Source organism: Thermohalobaculum sediminis (assembly GCF_023487995.1).
Taxonomy (GTDB): Bacteria; Pseudomonadota; Alphaproteobacteria; order Rhodobacterales; family Rhodobacteraceae; genus Thermohalobaculum; species Thermohalobaculum sediminis.
The window spans coordinates 238,164-258,039 of sequence record NZ_JAMFKN010000002.1 but is presented as its reverse complement, the minus strand read 5'-3'; the positions used below and the strand labels follow the sequence as shown (position 1 = coordinate 258,039).

Sequence of the window (19,876 nt, the reverse complement as noted above, 5' to 3'; positions counted from 1 at the left end):
GAGAACCTTGAATTCCTGTGCGTGCGTCAGTCCGTCATCTCGGCGCGCACCTGCTGGCGCAGCCAGTCGATCGGCACCGGGCGCCCGTCGCGCTGCACGTGCCAGTAGGTCCAGCCGTTGCAGGACGGCGCCCCCTCGAGTTCCGCGCCCACCTTGTGGATCGAGCCGGTGGTGCGCTCGGCGACCAGCGTGCCGTCGGCCCGCACCTTTGCGCGGTGGCGACCGTTCACCGAGACCAGCACCTCGCCGGGGCTGAGCAGCCGCCGCTCGACCAGATGGCCGAAGGGGATGCGCGGCTCGGCGCGCTTCGAGACGGCGACGCTCAGGCTCTCGCGGTCATGGGCGCTCACGGCCGCGATCCGGGCGCGGGCGATCTTGGCGTAGCGCTCCTCGCGCTCGATGCCGATGAAGCGGCGGCCGAGGCGTCGCGCGACCGCACCAGTGGTGCCGGTGCCGAAGAAGGGATCGACCACGACGTCGCCCGGATGCGTCGTGCCCAGCAGGACCCGGTGCAGCAGCGCCTCGGGCTTCTGGGTCGGATGGGCCTTCTGGCCGTCGGCGTCCTTCAGGCGCTCGCCCCCCGAGCAGATCGGCAGCATCCAGTCGGAGCGCATCTGGAGCCCTTCGTTCAGCTCCTTCAGTGCCTCGTAGTTGAAGGTCGGACGCGCTTCCTCGGACTTCGCGGCCCAGATCAGCGTCTCGTGCGCGTTGCAGAACCGCTTGCCGCGGAAGTTCGGCATCGGGTTGGTCTTGCGCCAGACGACATCGTTCAGGATCCAGAAGCCAAGATCCTGCAGGATCGCGCCGACGCGGAAGATGTTGTGATAGCTGCCGATCACCCACAGCCCGCCATTCGGCTTGAGGATGCGGCGAGCCTCGGTCATCCAGGCGCGGGTGAAATCGTCATAGGCCTTCAGGCTCTCGAACTTGTCCCAGTCGTCGTCGACCGCGTCGACGAGGCTGTTGTTCGGCCTGTGAAGGTCGCCCCTGAGCTGCAGGTTGTATGGCGGGTCGGCGAACACGAGGTCCGCCGACCCCTCCGGCAGCGCCGCGAGATGCGTGACACAGTCCCCCACCAAAACCGTGTCGAGCGGCATGCTGCTCATTGCGTCCAAGCTCCCTGCACCAGCGATGCAAGGACCATGATCGAAAGATGATTCGCCGTCAATAGTGTTTTGAATCAGTGGCTTGAAGAACTTTCCTCAAGTTCCGCATTCACACAACATCTTGTGGATGGGCGCGAAGCTGCGTCTATGCAGCGGGGTCACACCGTGTTGCAGCAGCGCCGCGCGGTGGGCCGCGGTGCCATATCCGGCGTTGTGCTCCCAGCCGTAATGCGGGAAGTCGAGGGCCAGCGCCGCCATGATCCGGTCGCGCGTGACCTTGGCGACGATGGAGGCCGCCGCGATCGACAGGACCGAGCCGTCGCCGCGCACCACGGCCTCGGCGGCGCAGGGCAGGCCGGGCGGCACGCGGTTGCCGTCGATCAGGACCCGGGCGGGCGGCCCGGGCAGGGCTGCGAGCGCGCGGCGCATGGCGAGGTCGTTGGCGAGAAGGATGCCGAGCGCGTCGATCTCGTCCGCCTCGGCGCGGCCGACGCCGATGGCCGCGACCGTGGTCAGGGCGTCGAACAGCACCGCGCGCCGCGCGGCCGTCAGCTTCTTCGAATCGTCGAGCCCGGGCGGCAGCCGCGCGGGATCGAGGACGACGGCGGCGGCGACCACAGGTCCCGCCCAGGGCCCCCGCCCGGCCTCGTCGATGCCTGCGCATGGCATGACGCCCGCGCGTTCGGCGGCGAAATCCAGCATGTCAGTCGTGCGTGACCACCACGCGCCGGTCGTCGTCCTGGTCGGATGAGAGCAGGCCGAAGAACGTCACCGCCTCGTCCTGCAGCGCGATCTTGATGCTGTCGGGCTTGACGCCATGCTTGATCAGGAAGTCGCGCACCTTCTGGGCGCGGCCCTTGGCGACCTTCTCGTTGGCGGCCTTGGTCCCCTGCTTGTCCACCTGTGCAAGGATGCAGATGCCGAAGCGGCGGCTGGCGGTTTCCGCGAACTTCTCCAGCCGCTCGACCTGGTCCTTCGGGATGGTTGTCGACCCGACCGGATACCCCTTGATCACGACCCGCCCCGATTCGGAGAAGCCGCAGGGATTGGCAAACGCGGCTGTCGCACTTACGAGAACAAAAGCTGCGGCGAGGCAGAGATGGCGCATGGCGGACCCCCATCCATCCGGACGATACGCCAAGTCTAGACTGTCGCCAGGCCGCGGGGAAGCCGCCTCAGAACAGCGCGAGCTGGTCGCCCGGCCGCGGCGGGGGCCGGAACAGGTCGCAGCGCAGCGCCGGTGCCCGCGCCCACAGCCCCAGCCGTGCCCGCGCCACCTCGAATCGCCGGGCGATCAGGGCCGCGTGAACGCCCTCGCCGCTCAGCCGGCGTCCCCAGGCGGGGTCGTAGTCGCGCCCGCCATGCATCTCGCGCACCCGCCCCATGATCTTCGCGGCCCGGGCGGGGAAGGCGCGCTCGAGCCATTCGCGGAACAGCCCCGCCACTTCCATCGGCAGCCTGAGGGCGATCCAGCCGGCGAAGCTGGCCCCCGCCTCGGCCCCCGCTTCCATCAATTTCTCGAGCTCGTGGCAGGTCAGGCCCGGCACCACCGGGGCGATGTTGACGCCGACCGGCACGCCGGCGCGCGCCAGCGCCCGGATCGCGGCGATCCGCCGCCCCGGCGCCGCGGCGCGCGGCTCCATCGCGCGGCTGACATGCGGGTCGAGCGTGGTCAGCGACACCGAGACACGCGCGAGCCCGGCGCGCCCCATCCGGCCGAGGATGTCGAGATCGTCGAGGATCGCCGCCCCCTTGGTGGTGATCGTGACGGGGTGGCGATGCGCCTCCAGCACCTCGAGCACCCGGCGCATGATCCGGTGCTCGCGCTCGATCGGCTGGTAGGGGTCGGTGTTCGTGCCGATCGCGATCGGTCGGCAGTCGTATCCGGGCTTGCGCAGTGCCCGGTCGAGGAGCTCGGCCGCGCGCGGCTTGACGACGAGGCGCGTCTCGAAGTCGAGGCCGGGCGAGAGGCCCAGATGCGCATGCGTCGGCCGCGCGAAGCAGTAGACGCAGCCATGCTCGCAGCCGCGGTAGGGGTTGATCGAGCGGTCGAAAGGCACGTCGGGCGAGCTGTTGCGCGCGATGATCGAGCGCGACGCATCAACGCTCACGGTCGTGCGCAGCGGCGGCGCTTCGCCATCCGGCTGCCAGCCGTCGTCGACGCTCTCGGTCGCGTACCGCTCGTGGCGCCCGGCCGGATTGACCGCGGCCCCCCGCCCCCTGCGCCGATGCTCGGGCACCCTGTCGTCGAAAAGCTGGGCCATGCGGCACCTCCCGACGCGGAACAATACAGGAACATTCCCATGGCGCGCAAGCTGCGGAGCAGGGCGCGTCGACCATCGCGCGGAGCTGGGGTGAGAAAGGGGCGTGGCGGTCCTGACATGACTCATTTTACTTCATAATTTCAATATCTTAATTTAAATGCGACCTGGCTGGCGCACGATGCGGATCAATGGGTTGCAAGGAGTCTTGGAACGCTCCAAGAAGGGCGGTGAACGGACCACGAACACCGGTGCAGCCGTGGATGCGGCGATGCGTCCGGCCACGCAGTTGGACCAGATGCGGGTTGGATCTCCTTCTGATCCTTCGGTGCCAGGCGAAGGTTCGAACTCGAAGGATGAGGCCCGCCCAATGGCTCAAAGCCCGCGTTGCGGACGGTCGTCACGACGCTGCTCTCGATCCCTTGCAGACGCCGGTTTCGCACGCAGCACCCGGTTGAATCGGGCGAAAAGCAGAAGTTCGCTGCAGAAGCACCGAATGTCAGGTTATCGGATCCAGTCAAAAGCCAGCAGCGAATAGCAGATCTCGAAATTCCTGCCTCTTCGCCGCATCCCTCAGCGGCATGCGCTCGGCATCCGCTAGCGAGATGCCAGGCAGCACCGCACGGCAGGCCTCGACTGCGGCGCGGGCCCTCTTGGGTCGCCCGAGCGCGGCGTGACTGGCCGCCAGGAGGAAATGTGCCAGATACCAGCGCGGCATGCGGTGTATGGCGCGTTCAGCCCACAGGATTGCCGTGTCGAAATCCCCTGCCGTGTAATGGGCCAGCGCGAGACCAGAGAATCGAAAGAAGATGCTCGGATCGCGAGGGTTCATGCGGATGGCGATTTCCTGGTTCGCGATGGCATCCTCCACCCGGCCGGCAATCGCCAGCGCTGTGCCGAGGCTGCCATAGGCGACCGAGCAGTTGGGATTGAGCTCGACGGCGCGTTCCAGCGCCGCGATTCCCTCGTCGAGCCGGTGCAACCCCCAGCAGCTGATGCCAAGCGCCCAATGCGCGTACTCGTTCCGATCGTCGAGCTGCACGGCGCGGCGGCCGAGCGCATAGGCCGCTTCCATCGCCGGGGTCGGGTCCGGCGCGAAGCCCAGGATGGCGATGTGATGGTTGATCAGCGACAGCACCATGTTCGCCTCGGCGCTCTCGGGGTCGATCGCGAGGGCGCGCTCCAGCAGCGTCTTGGCTGAGGCATAGGCCTCGGGGGTGAAATCATAGAGCAGGTGCCAGGACCGCATGGTCAGCTCCCACACGGTCAGGTCCGGACGGTTCAGGCGTTCGACAGGTTCTTCGATGGTGCTGCGATGCACGATGGTCTGGACCTGTGCGACGACCTGTCGGGTGATCTCGTCTTGCAGGTCGAACACATCCTCGATGCGGCCATCGTAGCGTTCCGACCAGACGTGCCCCCCTGTCAGCCCATCGATCAGTTGCGCGGTGACCCGCACCCGCTGGCCCGCGCGCCGGACGCTGCCTTCGAGCACGAAGCGCACACCAAGTTCGGCCGCGACGCGCCGGACATCGACGCGTTGGCCCTTGTAGGTGAAGGTCGTGTTTCGGGCGATGATGAAAAGCCAAGGCGACCGCGACAGGGCGGTGATGATGTCGGCGGTGATCGCGTCCGAGAAGTATTCCTGCCCGGGATCGTCTGACATGTTCTCAAATGCCAGCACGGCGATCGAGGGCTTGTCGGGGCGGGGCGGCAGGTCGGATGCCGGATCGGCGGGCGGCGATGCCTCGATCTGCTTGCGCAGGTCCAGCTTCGTCGAGACCCCGAGCTTCCGGTAGATCGTCGCAAGATGGGTGCGCACGGTCGATGGAGCGAGGCTGAGGCGGTCCGCAATCTGCTGATAGGTCTCGCCCGTGGCGAAGGCCTCGGCAATCTGGCGCTCGCGCGGGCTGAGCGGGTCGGCGGAGACGCTCATGCCGGCGCTGCCTTCTGACGCAAGGCGTCGATCATCCGCGCGTTGTCGAGCGCGATGACGCTCTGATCGGCAAACGTCTGCGCCAGCGAGGTTGCCTGCGCGCCGAAGGGACGGACGGTCTGGCGGTAGATCGTGAAGGCGCCGACCAGCGCATCGCCCGACATCATCGGAATGGCGACGAAGGACCGAGCACCCCCCAGGTCGATCGTCGCGCGGCGCAAGGGGTCGTCGCTGTGCGCGAGTTCTTCGGCGCGGACGTCGAGGATGTTGACCACGTCGCGCAGCTGCGCCATGCGCCCCAGCCCGGTTCGGCTTCCGGGGTGAAATCGCCCCCGTTCGGCGAACCATGTCCGGAACGCATCGGGAAGCCCGAGCGAGTAACCCGCGGAAAACCGTCCGTCCGGATGATGGTCGAGCAAGAGGCCGAACTCGGCCTCGCAAAGGTCGAGGGCAAAGCCGAGGATCGCCGACATCACCGCGTCGATGTCGCCTCGCGACCGGCTGATGATGCGCAGCACCTCGGCCAGCGCCTGTTCGCGGCGCAGCGACTCCTCGAGGCTGAGCGCGAGTTCCGAGATGACGGCGGCGTGGTCAGTCTGCATCTCCGTGGTGGACCGAGCGCCGCCGAGCCGGGCATGCAGGTCCAGCTTCGATGACACCTCGAGCTTGCGGTATATCGTGGCGAGATGCGTGCGAACCGTCGAGGGGGCGATGCCCAGCCGGGCCGCGATCGCCTGATAGGTATCGCCCTGCGCGTAGGCGCCGGCGATCTCGATCTCGCGCGGGCTGAGAATTTCGTTGGGCGACACGAGGTTGGCACATCCTTCCGTGAAGTCACCCCGATCCTGTTGCACGAGGATCCATCAGGCAATCCTGCAGATGCTGTAGCAGAATACTGCAGGCGCCGGGCGCAGATTACTGCAGCTGACCGATATCCGCCGGTCCGTCATGGGAGCATCCTGACCCCATCTTCAATTGGGGAGACGGACCGATGACACATGAACGGACGGCCCGCGATTTCTTCGAAGCCTGCGAAACCGGCGGCGGCTGGGAGGCCTGCAAGGGCTATTGCCATGCCGACGCGAGCTTCGCCTGCCAGGCGGATGCGCTCGCAGACACCACGACGCTGGCCGGGTATGCCGAGTGGATGAAGGCCCTGCTCGGTCCGATCCCCGACGGGCGATATGAACTGACGGCCTTCGCGGCGGACGCCGATCGCGGCACGGTGGTTGCCTCGGCCGTGTTCCGCGGCACGCAGACCGGCGCCGGCGGACCGGGCGAGCCGACCGGGAAGGCCGTGGCATCCGACTACGCCTATGTCATGCGGTTCGACGGCGACCGCATCGTGCACATGACCAAGATCTGGAACGACGCGCAGGCGCTGCGTCAACTTGGCTGGGCGTGATGCGCTGGCGGATCCTCGCGCTGCTCTTCGCCGCCCGCGTCGGCCTCGGCTTCCAGTTCCAGACCATGGGCGCGGTCGGCGGAGAGCTTTCGGATGCGTTCGGGCTCGACAATGCGCAGATCGGCCTGATGATCGGTCTGTTCATGGCGCCGGGCCTGTTCCTCGCCCTGCCGGCCGGGTTCTCCGGACGGTTCGCCTCGGACCGCGTTCTGGCCGGGCTCGGGCTCGGCGCTCTGGCGCTCGGCGGCGCATTGTCGGCGACGGCGGGCGAGCTTGCCGGCATCGGGTTCGGGCGCATCCTGTCCGGCGCCGGGTTCCTGTTCGCCACACTCTACTTCACCAAGATGACCGCCGACTGGTTCGAGGGCCGCGAGATCGCCACGGCGATGAGCATCCTGGTGATGAGCTGGCCCTTCGGCATCGCCATGGGCCAGGTCGTGCACACCTGGCTCGCCGAGGTCTATGGCTGGCGCGTCCCCTTTGCCGTCGCCTCTGTCTGGTGCGCGGCGGCGGCCGTTGCCGTCTTGACCCGTTACCGTCCGCCGCACGACCTTCCCCCCCGCATTGCAAGCCGGATCAGGGGTCTCTTGCCGCGCGAATGGGGGCTGATCGTGCTTGCGGCGATCGCCTGGGGCGTGTTCAACGCGGGCTACGTCGTCTACCTGAGCTTCGGCCCGAGCATGTTGCAGGCGCAGGGGATGGGCACGCTTGCGGCGGCCTCGGTGATCAGCGCCGGCAGCTGGCTGATGATCCTGTCGGGAACCGCCTGCGGCCAGATCGCCGACCGGTTCGGGCGGCGCGAGACGATCCTTGCCATCTGCATGGCGGGCGCGGTTCTGGCGCTGATTCTGCTCGCCCTGCCCGGAGCGGGCCTCGCTGCAAGCCTGCTCTTCGGCCTTGTCGGCATGGCCCCCGCCGGCGTCATCATGGCTCTCGCGGGCCAGGCCGTGGCGACCGAGCGACGGGCCTTCGGCATGGGGGTCTTCTTCACAGTCTATTATGCCATCATGACGGCTAGCCCGCCGGTCGCCGGCAGGCTTTTCGACCTGACCGGCGCGCCCGACGGTGCGATTCTGTTCAGCGCCGTGCTCTTTTCTCTCGTCTTGCCCGCAGCCGTCCTGTTCGGGATGCTCAAGACAAGAGCAATCGGCACCCCCACAGAAGAGGTTGTCTGATGCAGATCCGAAAGACGATGTTGTTCCGGGACCGGACCGAGACCGACGAAATGGGCGCACCCTGCGACCCGCTGACCCGCGCGGCGGCACTTGCCGTGCTGCGCAATCCCTTTGCCGGCGTCGATCAGGACGATCTGACCGAGTTGTTCGAATACGGCGCAATGCTTGGCGCGCAACTGGCGGCAGAGGCCGTGGCCGCTCTGGGTGCGCCGCCTGTCAGTTATGGCAAGGCCGCCATCGTCGGCGCTCATGGAGCTGCGGAGCACGGCGCGGCGCTCCTGCATCCGCGGCTGGGGAAACCCGTCCGCGCCGCCATCGGCGGCGGTCGGGCGCTGATGCCGTCGAACGTGAAGATGGGGGTGGTCGGCGCCGTCATCGACGTGCCGCTCGGGCACAAGGACGAGCCTTGGTCCTTCGATCATATCGACACCCTGAGCATCGCCGTGCCAGATGCCCCGCTCCCAAATGAGATCGTTGTCTGTGTCGGCATGTCGGATGGCGCGCGGATCCGTGCGCGTGTTGGAAAGGGACCAAGCTGATGACAGTGCCGTGCGGTGTCGCCGGTCAGACAGTCTCCTGACCGCGGCGGACATTCGCCGCAACGCGAAGCCGGCGGCAGGTACGGGCCGTGAGCCGCCATCGGGCGAGGCTTTGCGAATGGCAATCGTGTTCGCGCTCTGGGCGATCACGTCGAGCGGAACTCGAAGCGTTTGAGTCGGACCCCCAGCGTGGCAAACAATCTCACCCTGCGATCCTGCCCATAATGTACCCTCGCTGAACGTCGCGGTCAGAGCAGGACGACGCCGAGCGACGTCCTTGAGCCAAACTACTGACCCCAGGTCGATGCTCATCCTGACCATCGGAGAGCTCTTTAAGGTCAGAACGGAAAAAGAACATTTAAACGCTTGGCAATGCGCGTTCCAAGGGGCCTTGCTAAGTGGCTGATATCAAGTGGATTTAATTTCATTTGGCGACCCCGACAGGATTCGAACCTGTGACCTGTCGCTTAGGAGGCGACCGCTCTATCCTGCTGAGCTACGGGGTCCCGACGGGCAGGGGTAGTGGAACCGCGCGCCGCGGTCAATCCACGCCGCCCCGGACTGGGGCACGGGAAAGGGACGAGGGGCACGGGACGCGGAGGTGGATGATGAACCTTGCAGGACTTCTCCGATCAGTCGTGCTGGCGCTGGGCGCGGGCGCGCTTGTCGCGTGCCAGACGACCGGCGGCTCGGGCGGCTTCAGCGGCGCGGAGCCCCAGACCTCGCCGGTGCGCTCGGTCTCGGAGCAGCGGCAGGGAGATTCCAACCATGCGAAGATCGTTGCCCGTTTCGGCGGCGAGTATCGCGACGCCCGTATCCAGGACTATGTCGAGCGGATCGGGCGGCGCGTTGCCGCCATCTCGGAGCAGCCGAACGAGCGCTGGACCTTCACCGTGCTCGACAGCCCCGATATCAACGCCTTCGCGATCCCTGGCGGCTATGTCTACGTGACCCGCGGCCTGCTGGCGCTGGCCGAGAACGAGGCCCAGCTTGCGGGCGTGATCGGGCACGAGATCGGCCATGTCACCGCCGGGCACAGCGGCCAGCGCGAGGATCGCTCGACGGTCGCGGGGCTTGGGCTGCTCTTGGGCGCGATCGGACTGTCGGCGATCGGGGTAGACCCCTCCGTGACCCGCGGCGCGCTCGAATTGGGGCAGGTGGCGGCGGGGGGCATCGTCGCGAGCTACTCGCGCCAGGATGAGCTCGAGGCCGATCACCTCGGCATCCGCTATCTGGCGCGGGCGGGCTACGACCCCTACGCGCAGGCCGAGTTCCTCGACAACATGGCCGCGTCCGCGGCGCTCGACGCCCGGGCCGCGGGCAGGCGCTACGATCCGAACCAGGTCGATTTCTTCGCCTCGCACCCGGCGACGGGCCAGCGCACGCGCCAGGCGATCGACACCGCCCGCGCGCAGGGTGCGATCTCGGGCACGGGCGAGTTGGGCGCGGATCGGCACCTCGCCGCGATCGACGGCATGGCCTGGGGCCAGTCGCCGGAGCAGGGGATCGTCGAGGGCGTCTCGTTCCGGCATCCGAGGCTCGGCTTCGCCTTCGAGGCGCCGTCCGGATACCGGCTCACCAACACCCCCTCGGCCGTGCTCGCGCAAGGCTCGGGCAACACACGGCTGATCTTCGACGGCGGCGCGGACCCGGGGGGCGCGCTCGATTCGTACATCGCGAACCGCTGGGTGCCCGAGATCGCGCGCCAGACCAGGGTGGGCCAACTGGCGCGGCTCGAGCAGCTTACCATCAACGGGCTTCCGGCCGCGCGCGGCGTGCTGCCCGTGGCGCTGCAGAACGGAACCTACGACGCGCTTCTGGTCGCGATACGGATGGACGGGACGATCTACCGTTTCACCGGGCTCGCGCCGCGCGGCTCGCGCGCCCTCAACGACATGGCGGTCGCGGCGAACAGCTTCCGCCGGCTGAGCGCCGCCGAGCGCAGCGCCATCAAGGCGCGCCGGGTCGGCATCGTGACGGTCGGACGCGCCGACACCGCCGAGAGCCTGGGGCAGCGGATGGCTGTGGACGCGCTGCCGGTCGAGCGCTTCCGCGTGCTCAACGGGCTCAGGCCCGGCGAGCAGCCGAGGCCGGGCGAGCGGGTGAAGCTGGTCCGCTGAGGCGGCCAGAAAAACGGCCCGGTGCAGGACGACTGCACCGGGCCGAGGAACCGATCGCCTGGGAGAACGATCAGGAATGCATCACAGGGTGTTGGCAAGCTCGGTCACGGCGGGGCCATGCACGGTCTCGAGCCGGGTGCGCATCTTGCGCAGGGCCTGCGCCTCGAGCTGCCGAACGCGCTCCTTCGAGAGGCCCAGCTTCTGGCCGAGGCTCTCGAGCGTTTCCGGCTCGTCGGAGAGCTTGCGCGCCGCGATGATCATCTTCTCGCGGGGCGTAAGCGCCGTGAAGGCGTCCGTGAGCCAGCCGCGGACGGTGCCGATGTCGGAGCGGCGCGAGACGATCTCGTCCGGCTGCGGGCCGTCGTCCTCCAGCGTCTCGACCCATTCGCGGCCTTCCTCGCCCGCCTGCTGGGCATTGAGCGAGAAGTCCGAGCCGGCGAGCCGCGCCTCCATCATCTCGACGTCGCGCAGCGGCACGCCCAATTCCTCTGCGATCTCGCGGCGCAGGTCGGCCGGCGTCGCCTCGGCGCCGTCATTGGCGAGTTCGGTCTCGATCTTCGCGCGCACGCGGCGCATGTTGAAGAACAGCGCCTTCTGCGACGAGGTCGAGCCCGTGCGCACCAGCGACCAGTTGCGCATCACGTAGTCCTGGATCGAGGCCTTGATCCACCAGACGGCATAGGTCGAGAAGCGCACGCCGCGGTCGGGGTCGAACTTCGAGGCCGCCTTCATCAGGCCCACGCCCGCCTCCTGGATCAGGTCGGACATCGGCGCGCCATAGCGGCGGTATTTCGCGGCCATCGAGATCGCGAGCCGCATGTAGGCGGTCACCAGCCGGTGCAGCGCGGCCTCGTCGTGCTCGTCGCGCCAGCGGCGGGCGAGGGCAAGCTCGGTCTCGGCATCGAGGAGCTCGGCGGACATCGCGCGGCGGGCGACGTCGCCAACGGCAGGATGGGGTGCGGCGGTCATGCGAAACCTCTTCCTTGGGAACGTCCCCGCCGTCTTGAGCGGCTTTCGGAAGAGGATACGGCGCGCCCGCGGGACCGGATCACCGCGGGCGCGAAGATTTTTTGGAAAACGGCTGGCCGGCGCGCGGCGCGGGATCAGACGGCGCCGGTATACTCGCCCCGCGCCGGGTAGTTCTTGGCGATCGCGAAGTCGAGCGCGGCCACCAGTTCCGAGAAATGCGGCCGCACGAAGGGCATGGTCTGGACCGAGCCGTAATAGAGCGTGCCCTCGGGCGTCACCATGAAAAGCCCCGGCTCGCCGAAGAGCGCGGGCTCCTCGATGCCGATCGAGGTCGCGCCGCGCCCGGTCGAGATGTAGAGCCCCCATTCGCGCGCCTGCGCGAGCGGCAGGCTATGCGCGAAGCGCAGGGCATTGGCGCCGATCTTCTGGGCCATCGCCACCGCGCGATCCTCGCCATCGGTCGAGACCGCGATGGTGCTCACGCCGCGCTCGGCGAAGGCGGGGGTCTGCTTTTCCAGCTCGGTCAGGTAGTTCGCGCAGATCGGGCAGTGCAGGCCGCGGTAGAAGCAGACGACCGTGCCGCGCTCGGATTTCTCGGCGGCAAGGTCGAAGGTGCCGCCGCCGACCAACGGCAGGCTCAGCGCGGGGACGGGCTTGCGGGGGGTGAGCATCGGTCTCTCCTGTGGATGGCTGTGTTGCCCTGTGCCATATCAGAGGTTATGGACAGGGAATTCCGATTTTCCTGACCGGGACGCCGGACATGTCGCGCATCGACCGCCTCTCCGCCCTCATCGCCCGCTTTTCGCTGTCCGTTCGCCCGGTGACGGGGGGCGAGGCAAATCTGGGCGTGCTTTGCGACGCGGGCGAGGCGGGGATGCACGTCGTCCTGACGCCACGGGCGACGGGAGCGCTGGGGCTCGGGCCGGGGGCGCTGGCGGCGCGGCTGGACTGGGGAGGCGCGTCGAACCCGCTGATCGCGGCGCTGCCCGAGCGGGTCGAGATGGCGGTCGACGCGGCCAGCGAGACGGCGGCGCTCCTGCGCGTCTTCGCGGCCGAGGCGCGCGAGATGCGCTGCGGCGCGGGCTCGGTCCTCGACCGGCTGGGCGAGGTGATCGTCATCCGCCTGCTGCGCGCCGAGATGGGACGGGGCGCGGCCGGGCCGGGCCTGATCGCGGGGCTCGCGGATGCGCGCCTCAGCCGGGCCATCGTCTCCATGCATGACGACCTCGGTCGGGCCTGGACGGTCGCCGATCTCGCGGCCGAGGCGGGGCTCTCGCCGTCGCGGTTTGCCGAGGTGTTCGCCGGGGCGGTGGGCGAGACGCCGTTCGCGTATCTCAGGGGCTGGCGGATGGCGCTGGCGCGGCAGGACCTCGCGGGCGGCGCGCGGGTCGAGAGCGTGGCGCGGCGATACGGCTACACCTCGGGCGAGGCGCTGACGCGGGCCTTCCGCAAGGCGTTCGGCGAGAGCCCGACGGCGCTGCGCCGCCACGCGGCCTGAGGCGGCTCAGTCGCCCGGATAGCGCACCCCCGTCAGCGTCAATCCATCCGGCGGCGCGACCGGCCCGCAGGCTGCGCGGTCGCGGGCGGCCAGCGCCTCGGCCATGCGCGCGACCGGCCAGCGGCCCGCGCCCACGCGCTCGAGCGTGCCGACGAGGCTGCGGACCTGATTGTGCAGAAAACTGCGCGCGCCGAGATGACACAGGATCTCGTCACCCTGCCGCTCGACATGGAACGCATCCAGCGTCTTGACCGGCGATGGCGACTGGCACTGGACCGACCGGAACGTGGTGAAGTCGTGCCGCCCCACCACGAGATCCGCCGCCGCCTGCATCGCTCCATCATCGAGGGGGGTCGACACCCGCCAGGCCAGCCCCGCGTCGATGGTCAGCGGCGCGCGACGGTTGAGGATGCGGTAGGTGTAGGTCCGGAAGGTGGCCGAGAAGCGGGCGTGGAAGTCGTCCGCCACCCGTGCCGCGGCCAGCACGGCGACCGGGTGCGGGCGCAGGTGGTGGTTGAGTGCCTCGGCCAGCCGGAAGGGGTCCCAGTCGCGCCCAAGGTCGCAATGCGCGACCTGCCCCGTCGCGTGCACGCCCGCATCGGTGCGTCCCGCGCCCTGCACCGCGCGCGGCCCGGGCTCGAGTGCCGCGAGCGCCGCCTCGACGACGCCCTGCACCGAGAGCCCCTGCGCCTGGCGCTGCCAGCCGACGAATGGGCCGCCATGGTATTCGAGCGTGAGGCGATAGCGGGGCATGGCCCCGCCTCTTGCGCGAAAGACCGCCGCCACGCAAGGCATGGCGTGCGGCGCGATTTGCATGTGCCGCGCGCCGCCCCCATCTTGGGGGCCTTCGCGGCGATGGGGACAAGGCGCTTGGCAATCGGCAATCTCGGGCTCGGGGGGCTCGCGGATGACCTTCTGGGCGGGCTCGACCGGCTGCGCGAGCAGGCGGGCTCGGCGTTCGACCCGACGCTCAGGCTGGGCGTGACCGGGCTCGCGGGCGCGGGCAAGACGGTGTTCATCACCGCGCTGGTGGCGAGCCTCATCAGCCGCGACCGGATGCGCCTGCTCGGCGCCGAGGCCGAGGGGCGGATCGAGGCCGTGATGCTCCGCCCCCAGCCCGATCCCGACCTGCCGCGCTTCGCCTTCGAGGCGCACATGGCGGTGCTGGGCGCGACGCCGCCGCACTGGCCCGAGTCGACCCGCAGCGTGAGCCAGATCCGCGTTGCCATCCGCCACCGCCCGCGCGGGATTCTGGCGGGACTGGCGGGGCCGGTGACGCTCAATCTCGACATCGTGGACTATCCCGGTGAGTGGCTTCTGGACCTGCCGCTGATCGAGCAGGACTATGACGAATGGGCCACGGGCGCGCTGGCCGCCGCCGCAAGCCCGGCGCGGCGCGACCACGCCGCCGGCTGGCGTGGGGCGCTCGCCGCAACCGATCCCGCGGGGCCGCATGACGAGGCGGCGGCCGAGCGGCTGGCCGAGGCGTATCGCGGCTATCTCGCCGCCTGCCGGGCGGCAGGGCTGTCGGCGCTGGCGCCGGGGCGGTTCCTGATGCCGGGCGAACTGGCGGGCTCGCCCGCGCTCACCTTCGCGCCGCTGCCGCGCCCGGAGGGCGGCGCGCCGCGCGGCAGTCTCTACGCCGAGATGCGCGCGCGCTTCGACGCCTATCGCCGCGTGGTGGCCAAGCCGTTCTTCCGCAACCACTTCGCCCGGCTCGACCGGCAGGTGGTGCTGATCGACGCGCTGGGGGCGCTGGCGGACGGGCCGCGGGCGCTGGCGGACCTCACCGCCAGCATGGGCGAGACGCTGGCGGCATTCCGCCACGGGCGGCCCGGCTGGCTCGACCGCATCACCGGGGCGCGGCGGATCGACCGCATCCTGTTCGCCGCCTCGAAGGCCGATCACCTGCACCACGCACAGCACGCCCGGCTCGCGCGCCTTGTCGAGACGATGCTGGCCGAGGCCGCCCGCCGCGCCGCCTTCCGGGGCGCGCGCACGCGCGGCATGGCGATCGCCGCGATCCGCGCCACCGCCGAGCAGGAGGTGACCGAGAAGGGCCGGAGCGTTGGCCTCGTCCGCGGCGTGCGGGCGCGCGACGGGCGCGAGGTCGCGATCTATCCCGGCGCGCTGCCCGAGGAGCCCGGCGCGCTGATGGCCGCGGCCGAGGCCGCGCGGCCGGGCGACGCGCCCGCCGACTGGCCCGACATGCGCTATGCGACGCTCGACTTCGCGCCCCCGCGCTGGCCCGAGGGGTCGGGGCCGCCGCACCTGCGGCTCGACCAGGCGCTCGACTTCCTCATTGGCGACAGGCTGGAGTGACGGCGATGACTGGCGAGCGCCGCGAGCCCCTGATCCTCGACCTTGGCGAGACCGCGCTGCCGCCCGCGCCCGCGCCGTCGGACGCGCCGCCGCCGCCCGATGCCGCGATGATGCCGCCCGCCGCCGCCGAACGGGCGCTGCGCGGCGCGGGGGGTGCGGGCCTCTCGGCCCTCGGGCGGCTGTTCTGGCTGTCGGCCTTCGGGCTTCTGGGGATCTGGCTGGCGACGGGCATCGAGGCATTCGTCGCCGATCTGTTCGCGCGCTCGGACGCGCTCGGCTGGGCTGCGACGGCGCTGGCCGCGGTGCTCGGGCTTGCGCTCGCGGGCTTCTTGCTGCGCGAGCTTGCTGCGCTCGCGCGCGTCCAGCGGATCGCGGGGATCCGCCGCCTCGCGGCGCGGGCGCTGTCGGGCGAGACCGGCGCGGATGCGGCGCTCGCGGCGCTGGCGCGGCTCTACCGCACGCGGCCCGAGATGGCCGAGCCACTGGCCCGCGTCGCCGCGGCGCGGCCCGACACGCCCGATGCGCCGGCAATGCTGGCTTTCGCCGAGCGGCAGGTGCTGGCCCCCCTCGACCGGCGGGCCGAGCAGGCGGTGGCGCGGGCCGCGCGGCGGGTCGCCGCGATCACGGCGGTGGTGCCGTTGCCGGTCGCGGACGTCCTGGCGGTGCTGGCGGCCAACCTCGCCATGGTGCGCGAGGTGGCGCAGATCTATGGCGGGCGAGCGGGAACGATGGGGTCGTGGCGGCTCCTGCGGGCGGTGGCCGCGCATCTGCTGGCGACGGGCGCGGTCGCGGCGACCGACGACATCCTGGGGCCGATGGTGGGCGGCGGCGTGCTCGGCAAGCTCTCGCGCCGCTTCGGCGAGGCGGCGGTCAACGCGGCACTGACCGCCCGCGTCGGCACGGCCGCGATCGAGGTGTGCCGCCCGCTGCCCTTCGCAGTCCGTCCCTCGCCGCGCGCCGGGATCCTCGTGCTCGACGCGCTCCGGCGCTGGCGCGAGGTGCCGGAGGGGAGCGGCGAGGCCAGGGTCCCGCAGGCCGGCGGGAAGGCCTGACCGGCACCGCGACGGAAGTCTGCGCCTGCGGCGTATCACGATCCGAGGCGCCTGCGAACGACCTCGGAACCCGGCATTTGCGCGCGTGGATTTCATGCGTGAGCCGGGGTTGATGTGTCTGAAATGAAATCGTTTCCCCGGCAGTCCGGACCAACGGCACGCCGCCGCGGCCGAACGGGGCACGAGGCGCAGGCGTGGCGGCACCCCCCTCTGCCGCCATGCCTGCAGGCGCCTGCCGGTCCCCCAACCGGCAGGCGCCGACGCGCGCGCGGCTTGACCCGGGGCGCGCGGGATGCGCTTCTCGGGCGATGCGCACGACCGACAAAGCCGCTCCCGCCAACAGCGCCACGCCATGACGCTTGCAGACCATGTCGTCCTCGTCACCGGCGCCGCGGGCCTTCTGGGCCGCGCGAGTGCCGATGCCATTCGCGCGGCGGGCGGGATCGCCGTCTGCACCGACCTCGCCGCGGGCGAGGGGATCGACCACGCCCACGACGTGGCCGACGAGGCCGACTGGTCGCGAGTGATCGACGCGGTGGCGGCGCGCCACGGCCGGCTCGACGGGCTGGTGAACGCGGCCGGGATCGTCCATGTCGGCCTGCTGGCCGAGACATCCTTCGCGGACTGGCGGCGGGTGATGGCGGTCAACGCGGACGGCACCTTCCTCGGCTGCAAGACCGCCTGGCCGCTGCTGCGCCAGAGCCGCGCCGCGTCGATCGTCAACCTCTCGTCGGTGTCCGGGCTGACCGGCCACGCGCGGCTGGCGGCCTACACCGCGTCAAAGGGGGCGGTGCGGCTGCTGACGAAGTCGGTGGCGCTGGAGGGCGCGCGCCTCGACCCGCCGATCCGCTGCAACTCGGTCCATCCGGGCTTCGTCGAGGGGCCGATGGTGGACCGGATCGCGCTGGCGCTGCGCGACCCGGGGACGGCGCACGAGCGGATGCGCGCGGGCATTCCGATGCGCCGCTTCGCCCGGGCCGAGGAGGTTGCGGCGGCGGTGGTGCACCTGCTCTCGCCAGCCTCGTCCTTCATGACGGGCGCCGAGATGGTGATCGACGGCGGGCTGACGGCCTGACTCCGGGACTGGGGCTTGCGAATCCCCGGCGCCGGTCGTATATGAGCCGCAACATCGCGGCGGCCTCGCTGGACACGGCGAGACCCCCACCGGGTATCGTCAGGCGGGCCGCGTGGCCCGCTTTTCGTTTCGAGCCCCGGAGGCACACCAGCCAATGACCAGCATGGTCGCCAAGGCACCGATGGACGAGCGCCTCGCCACGATCGTGCAGCCCACGGTCGAGGCGATGGGCTTCGAGCTCATCCGCCTGCGCTTCATGGGCGGAAAGCGCAAGACGTTGCAGATCATGGCCGAGCGCCCCGACGGCACGATGGAGGTCGAGGACTGCGCCCAGCTCAGCCGCGCGCTCTCGGCGGTGCTGGATGTCGAGGACCCGATCTCGGATGCCTATGCGCTGGAGGTCTCGTCGCCCGGCATCGACCGGCCGCTGACGCGCCTTGCCGACTTCGCGCGCTGGGAGGGCTACGAGGCCCGGCTCGAGACCGCCGAGATGATCGAGGGGCGCAAGCGCTTCAAGGGCATCCTCGCCGGCGTCGAGGGCGACGAGGTGCTGATCGAGATCGACGAGGGCACGATCGGGCTCAAGTTCGACTGGCTCAGTGACGCCAAGCTCGTGCTGACCGACGAGCTGGTGGCCGAGAGCCTGAAGGCCCGCAAGCACGCCTTCGACGAGGCCGAATACGACGAGATCGAGACTGACGAGGAGGGGGAGACCCCCGAGACCGAGGAGGAAGAGGTTCCGATGCACAGGAAGGATGCCTGAGATGGTCAGTGCAAACCGTCTCGAGCTTCTCCAGATCGCCGACGCCGTCGCGCGCGAGAAGCTGATCGACCGTGAACTGGTGCTGGACGCGATGGAGGACAGCCTCGGCAAGGCTGCCCGCTCGCGCTATGGCGCCGAGTACGACATCCGCGCCTTCATCGACCGCAAGACCGGCGAGATCAAGATGAGCCGCGCGCTCGAGGTCGTGGACGAGGTCGAGAACCACTTCACCCAGATCTCGGTCGAGGAAGCCCGCCTCAAGAACCCCGAGGCCGAGGTCGGCACCTTCATCACCGAGCCGCTGCCGCCGATGGATTTCGGCCGCATCGCCGCCCAGACCGCCAAGCAGGTCATCGTTCAGAAGGTGCGCGACGCCGAGCGCGAGCGGCAGTACGAGGAATTCAAGGATCGCGTCGGCGAGATCATCAACGGCATCGTCAAGCGTGTCGAATACGGCAACGTGATCGTCGACCTGGGCCGCGGCGAGGGCATCATCCGCCGCGACCAGCTGATCCCGCGCGAGGCGTATCGCGTCGGCGACCGCATCCGCGCCTATGTCCGCGACGTGCGGCGCGAGGCGCGCGGGCCGCAGATCTTCCTCAGCCGCACCGCGCCCGAGTTCATGGCCAAGCTGTTCGCCATGGAGGTGCCCGAGATCTACGACGGCATCATCGAGATCAAGGCGGTCGCGCGCGACCCCGGCAGCCGGGCCAAGATCGGCGTCATCTCCTACGACAGCTCGATCGACCCCGTGGGCGCCTGCGTCGGCATGCGCGGCAGCCGCGTCCAGGCGGTGGTGAGCGAGCTGCAGGGCGAAAAGATCGACATCATCCCGTGGAACGGCGATGCCGCGACCTTCATCGTCAACGCGCTCCAGCCCGCCGAGGTCACCAAGGTGGTGATGGACGAGGACGCCCAGCGCATCGAGGTCGTGGTCCCCGACGAGCAGCTTTCCCAGGCGATCGGCCGGCGCGGCCAGAACGTGCGCCTCGCCAGCCAGCTCACCGGCTGGGACATCGACATCATGACCGAGGCCGAGGAATCGGAGCGCCGCCAGCAGGAGTTCAACGAGCGCACCGCCATGTTCATGGAGACGCTGAACGTGGACGAGATGGTGGCGCAGCTCTTGGTGTCCGAGGGCTTCACCTCGCTCGAGGAGGTGGCTTACGTCGAACTCGAGGAACTCACGGTGATCGACGGCTTCGACGAGGACACCGCCGAGGAGTTGCAGGCCCGCGCCCGCGAGAGCCTCGAGGAGATGAACCAGAAGGCGCTCGACGAGGCTCGCGGCCTAGGCGCCGAGGACGCCCTGATCGGGTTCGAGGGGCTCACGCCGCAGATGGTCCTGGCGCTCGCCAAGGAGGGGATCACCTCGCTCGACGAGTTCGCCAAATGCGCGGACTGGGAGCTTGCCGGCGGCTACACCACGGTCGATGGCAAGCGGGTGAAGGACGACGGCATCCTCGAGCCCTTCGACGTGAGCCTCGAGGAGGCACAGTACCTGGTGATGAAGGCGCGGGTCGCGCTGGGCATCGTCGATGCCGCCGACCTCGAACCCGCCGAGGTCGAGGTGGAGGCGGCCGAGCCCGCGGCGATGAGCGAGGCCGAGGCGCTGTTCAGCAACGAGGGGGCGGCGCAGCGGTGAACATGGCGGC

Annotated in this window: 19 protein-coding genes and 1 tRNA gene; 10 read left to right on the top strand and 10 right to left on the bottom strand. The window is 69.9% G+C overall.

Annotated elements, in window-relative coordinates:
• Window positions 1-26: 26 nt before the first annotated feature.
• From M1105_RS05105 to M1105_RS05080, 6 genes are all read right to left on the bottom strand, one after another.
• The gene (locus tag M1105_RS05105; protein ID WP_249579268.1) at window positions 27-1,106 is read right to left on the bottom strand and encodes a site-specific DNA-methyltransferase; all 1,080 of its coding nucleotides are present in this window, start codon (window positions 1,104-1,106) and stop codon (window positions 27-29) included.
• Between the two features lie 96 nt (window positions 1,107-1,202).
• Window positions 1,203-1,808, bottom strand: a complete 606-nt coding sequence (locus M1105_RS05100; protein ID WP_249579267.1) for a ribonuclease HII — start codon at window positions 1,806-1,808, stop codon at window positions 1,203-1,205.
• 1 nt (window position 1,809) lies between these two features.
• Window positions 1,810-2,214, bottom strand: a complete 405-nt coding sequence (locus M1105_RS05095) for an OmpA family protein (protein ID WP_249579266.1) — start codon at window positions 2,212-2,214, stop codon at window positions 1,810-1,812.
• Between the two features lie 67 nt (window positions 2,215-2,281).
• Entirely contained in the window at window positions 2,282-3,370 is a 1,089-nt protein-coding gene (locus tag M1105_RS05090) for a PA0069 family radical SAM protein (protein WP_249579265.1), read from the bottom strand.
• A 514-nt stretch (window positions 3,371-3,884) separates the two neighbouring features.
• Window positions 3,885-5,303, bottom strand: coding sequence for a tetratricopeptide repeat protein (locus M1105_RS05085; RefSeq protein WP_249579264.1), 1,419 nt, complete (start codon window positions 5,301-5,303; stop codon window positions 3,885-3,887).
• A complete protein-coding gene (locus tag M1105_RS05080; protein WP_249579263.1) occupies window positions 5,300-6,112 on the bottom strand; it encodes a LuxR C-terminal-related transcriptional regulator in 813 nt (270 codons plus the stop codon). The genes M1105_RS05085 and M1105_RS05080 overlap by 4 nt, the downstream gene beginning before the upstream one ends.
• A gap of 182 nt (window positions 6,113-6,294) precedes the next feature.
• Between M1105_RS05080 and M1105_RS05075 the strand changes: the two genes are divergently transcribed.
• From M1105_RS05075 to M1105_RS05065, 3 genes are read left to right on the top strand one after another with little or no spacing between them, the layout of a single operon-like run.
• Window positions 6,295-6,708: an ester cyclase gene (locus M1105_RS05075; protein ID WP_249579262.1), complete on the top strand. Its 414-nt coding sequence runs from the start codon at window positions 6,295-6,297 to the stop codon at window positions 6,706-6,708.
• Window positions 6,708-7,883 (top strand): MFS transporter, encoded by a 1,176-nt coding sequence (locus M1105_RS05070; RefSeq protein WP_249579261.1) that lies wholly within the window; start codon window positions 6,708-6,710, stop codon window positions 7,881-7,883. Before M1105_RS05075 ends, M1105_RS05070 begins: the two co-directional genes overlap by 1 nt.
• Window positions 7,883-8,422, top strand: a complete 540-nt coding sequence (locus M1105_RS05065; protein WP_249579260.1) for an amino acid synthesis family protein — start codon at window positions 7,883-7,885, stop codon at window positions 8,420-8,422. The genes M1105_RS05070 and M1105_RS05065 overlap by 1 nt, the downstream gene beginning before the upstream one ends.
• A 429-nt stretch (window positions 8,423-8,851) precedes the next feature.
• Here M1105_RS05065 and M1105_RS05060 read toward each other — a convergent pair.
• Window positions 8,852-8,928: transfer RNA gene (locus tag M1105_RS05060), tRNA-Arg, on the bottom strand.
• 102 nt (window positions 8,929-9,030) lie between these two features.
• On the opposite strand from M1105_RS05060, the gene M1105_RS05055 reads away from it, so the two are divergent.
• The gene (locus tag M1105_RS05055; RefSeq protein ID WP_249579259.1) at window positions 9,031-10,542 is read left to right on the top strand and encodes a M48 family metalloprotease; all 1,512 of its coding nucleotides are present in this window, start codon (window positions 9,031-9,033) and stop codon (window positions 10,540-10,542) included.
• Window positions 10,543-10,623: 81 nt separating this feature from the next.
• Here M1105_RS05055 and M1105_RS05050 read toward each other — a convergent pair whose 3' ends face one another.
• Both M1105_RS05050 and M1105_RS05045 read right to left on the bottom strand, forming a co-directional pair.
• On the bottom strand, window positions 10,624-11,511 hold the full coding sequence (locus M1105_RS05050) for an RNA polymerase factor sigma-32 (RefSeq protein ID WP_249579258.1): 888 nt from the start codon (window positions 11,509-11,511) through the stop codon (window positions 10,624-10,626).
• A 134-nt stretch (window positions 11,512-11,645) separates the two neighbouring features.
• On the bottom strand, window positions 11,646-12,182 hold the full coding sequence (locus M1105_RS05045; RefSeq protein WP_249579257.1) for a peroxiredoxin-like family protein: 537 nt from the start codon (window positions 12,180-12,182) through the stop codon (window positions 11,646-11,648).
• A gap of 89 nt (window positions 12,183-12,271) precedes the next feature.
• Here M1105_RS05045 and M1105_RS05040 point away from each other — a divergent pair, with 89 nt between their 5' ends.
• Window positions 12,272-13,009: a helix-turn-helix transcriptional regulator gene (locus M1105_RS05040; protein WP_249579256.1), complete on the top strand. Its 738-nt coding sequence runs from the start codon at window positions 12,272-12,274 to the stop codon at window positions 13,007-13,009.
• A gap of 6 nt (window positions 13,010-13,015) precedes the next feature.
• Here the strand turns inward: M1105_RS05040 and truA are convergent, their stop codons facing one another.
• Window positions 13,016-13,762: a tRNA pseudouridine(38-40) synthase TruA gene (gene truA, locus M1105_RS05035; RefSeq protein WP_249579255.1), complete on the bottom strand. Its 747-nt coding sequence runs from the start codon at window positions 13,760-13,762 to the stop codon at window positions 13,016-13,018.
• 117 nt (window positions 13,763-13,879) lie between these two features.
• Here truA and M1105_RS05030 point away from each other — a divergent pair, with 117 nt between their 5' ends.
• From M1105_RS05030 to nusA, 5 genes are all read left to right on the top strand, one after another.
• Complete coding sequence (locus M1105_RS05030; protein ID WP_249579254.1) at window positions 13,880-15,331, top strand: YcjX family GTP-binding protein; 1,452 nt, start codon at window positions 13,880-13,882, stop codon at window positions 15,329-15,331.
• Between the two features lie 5 nt (window positions 15,332-15,336).
• Window positions 15,337-16,383 (top strand): TIGR01620 family protein, encoded by a 1,047-nt coding sequence (locus tag M1105_RS05025; RefSeq protein WP_249579253.1) that lies wholly within the window; start codon window positions 15,337-15,339, stop codon window positions 16,381-16,383.
• A 352-nt stretch (window positions 16,384-16,735) separates the two neighbouring features.
• Complete coding sequence (locus M1105_RS05020; protein ID WP_249579252.1) at window positions 16,736-17,458, top strand: SDR family oxidoreductase; 723 nt, start codon at window positions 16,736-16,738, stop codon at window positions 17,456-17,458.
• A gap of 154 nt (window positions 17,459-17,612) precedes the next feature.
• Window positions 17,613-18,221, top strand: coding sequence for a ribosome maturation factor RimP (rimP, locus tag M1105_RS05015; RefSeq protein WP_249579251.1), 609 nt, complete (start codon window positions 17,613-17,615; stop codon window positions 18,219-18,221).
• Between the two features lies 1 nt (window position 18,222).
• Entirely contained in the window at window positions 18,223-19,866 is a 1,644-nt protein-coding gene (gene nusA / locus M1105_RS05010; protein WP_249579250.1) for a transcription termination factor NusA, read from the top strand.
• Window positions 19,867-19,876: the final 10 nt, after the last annotated feature.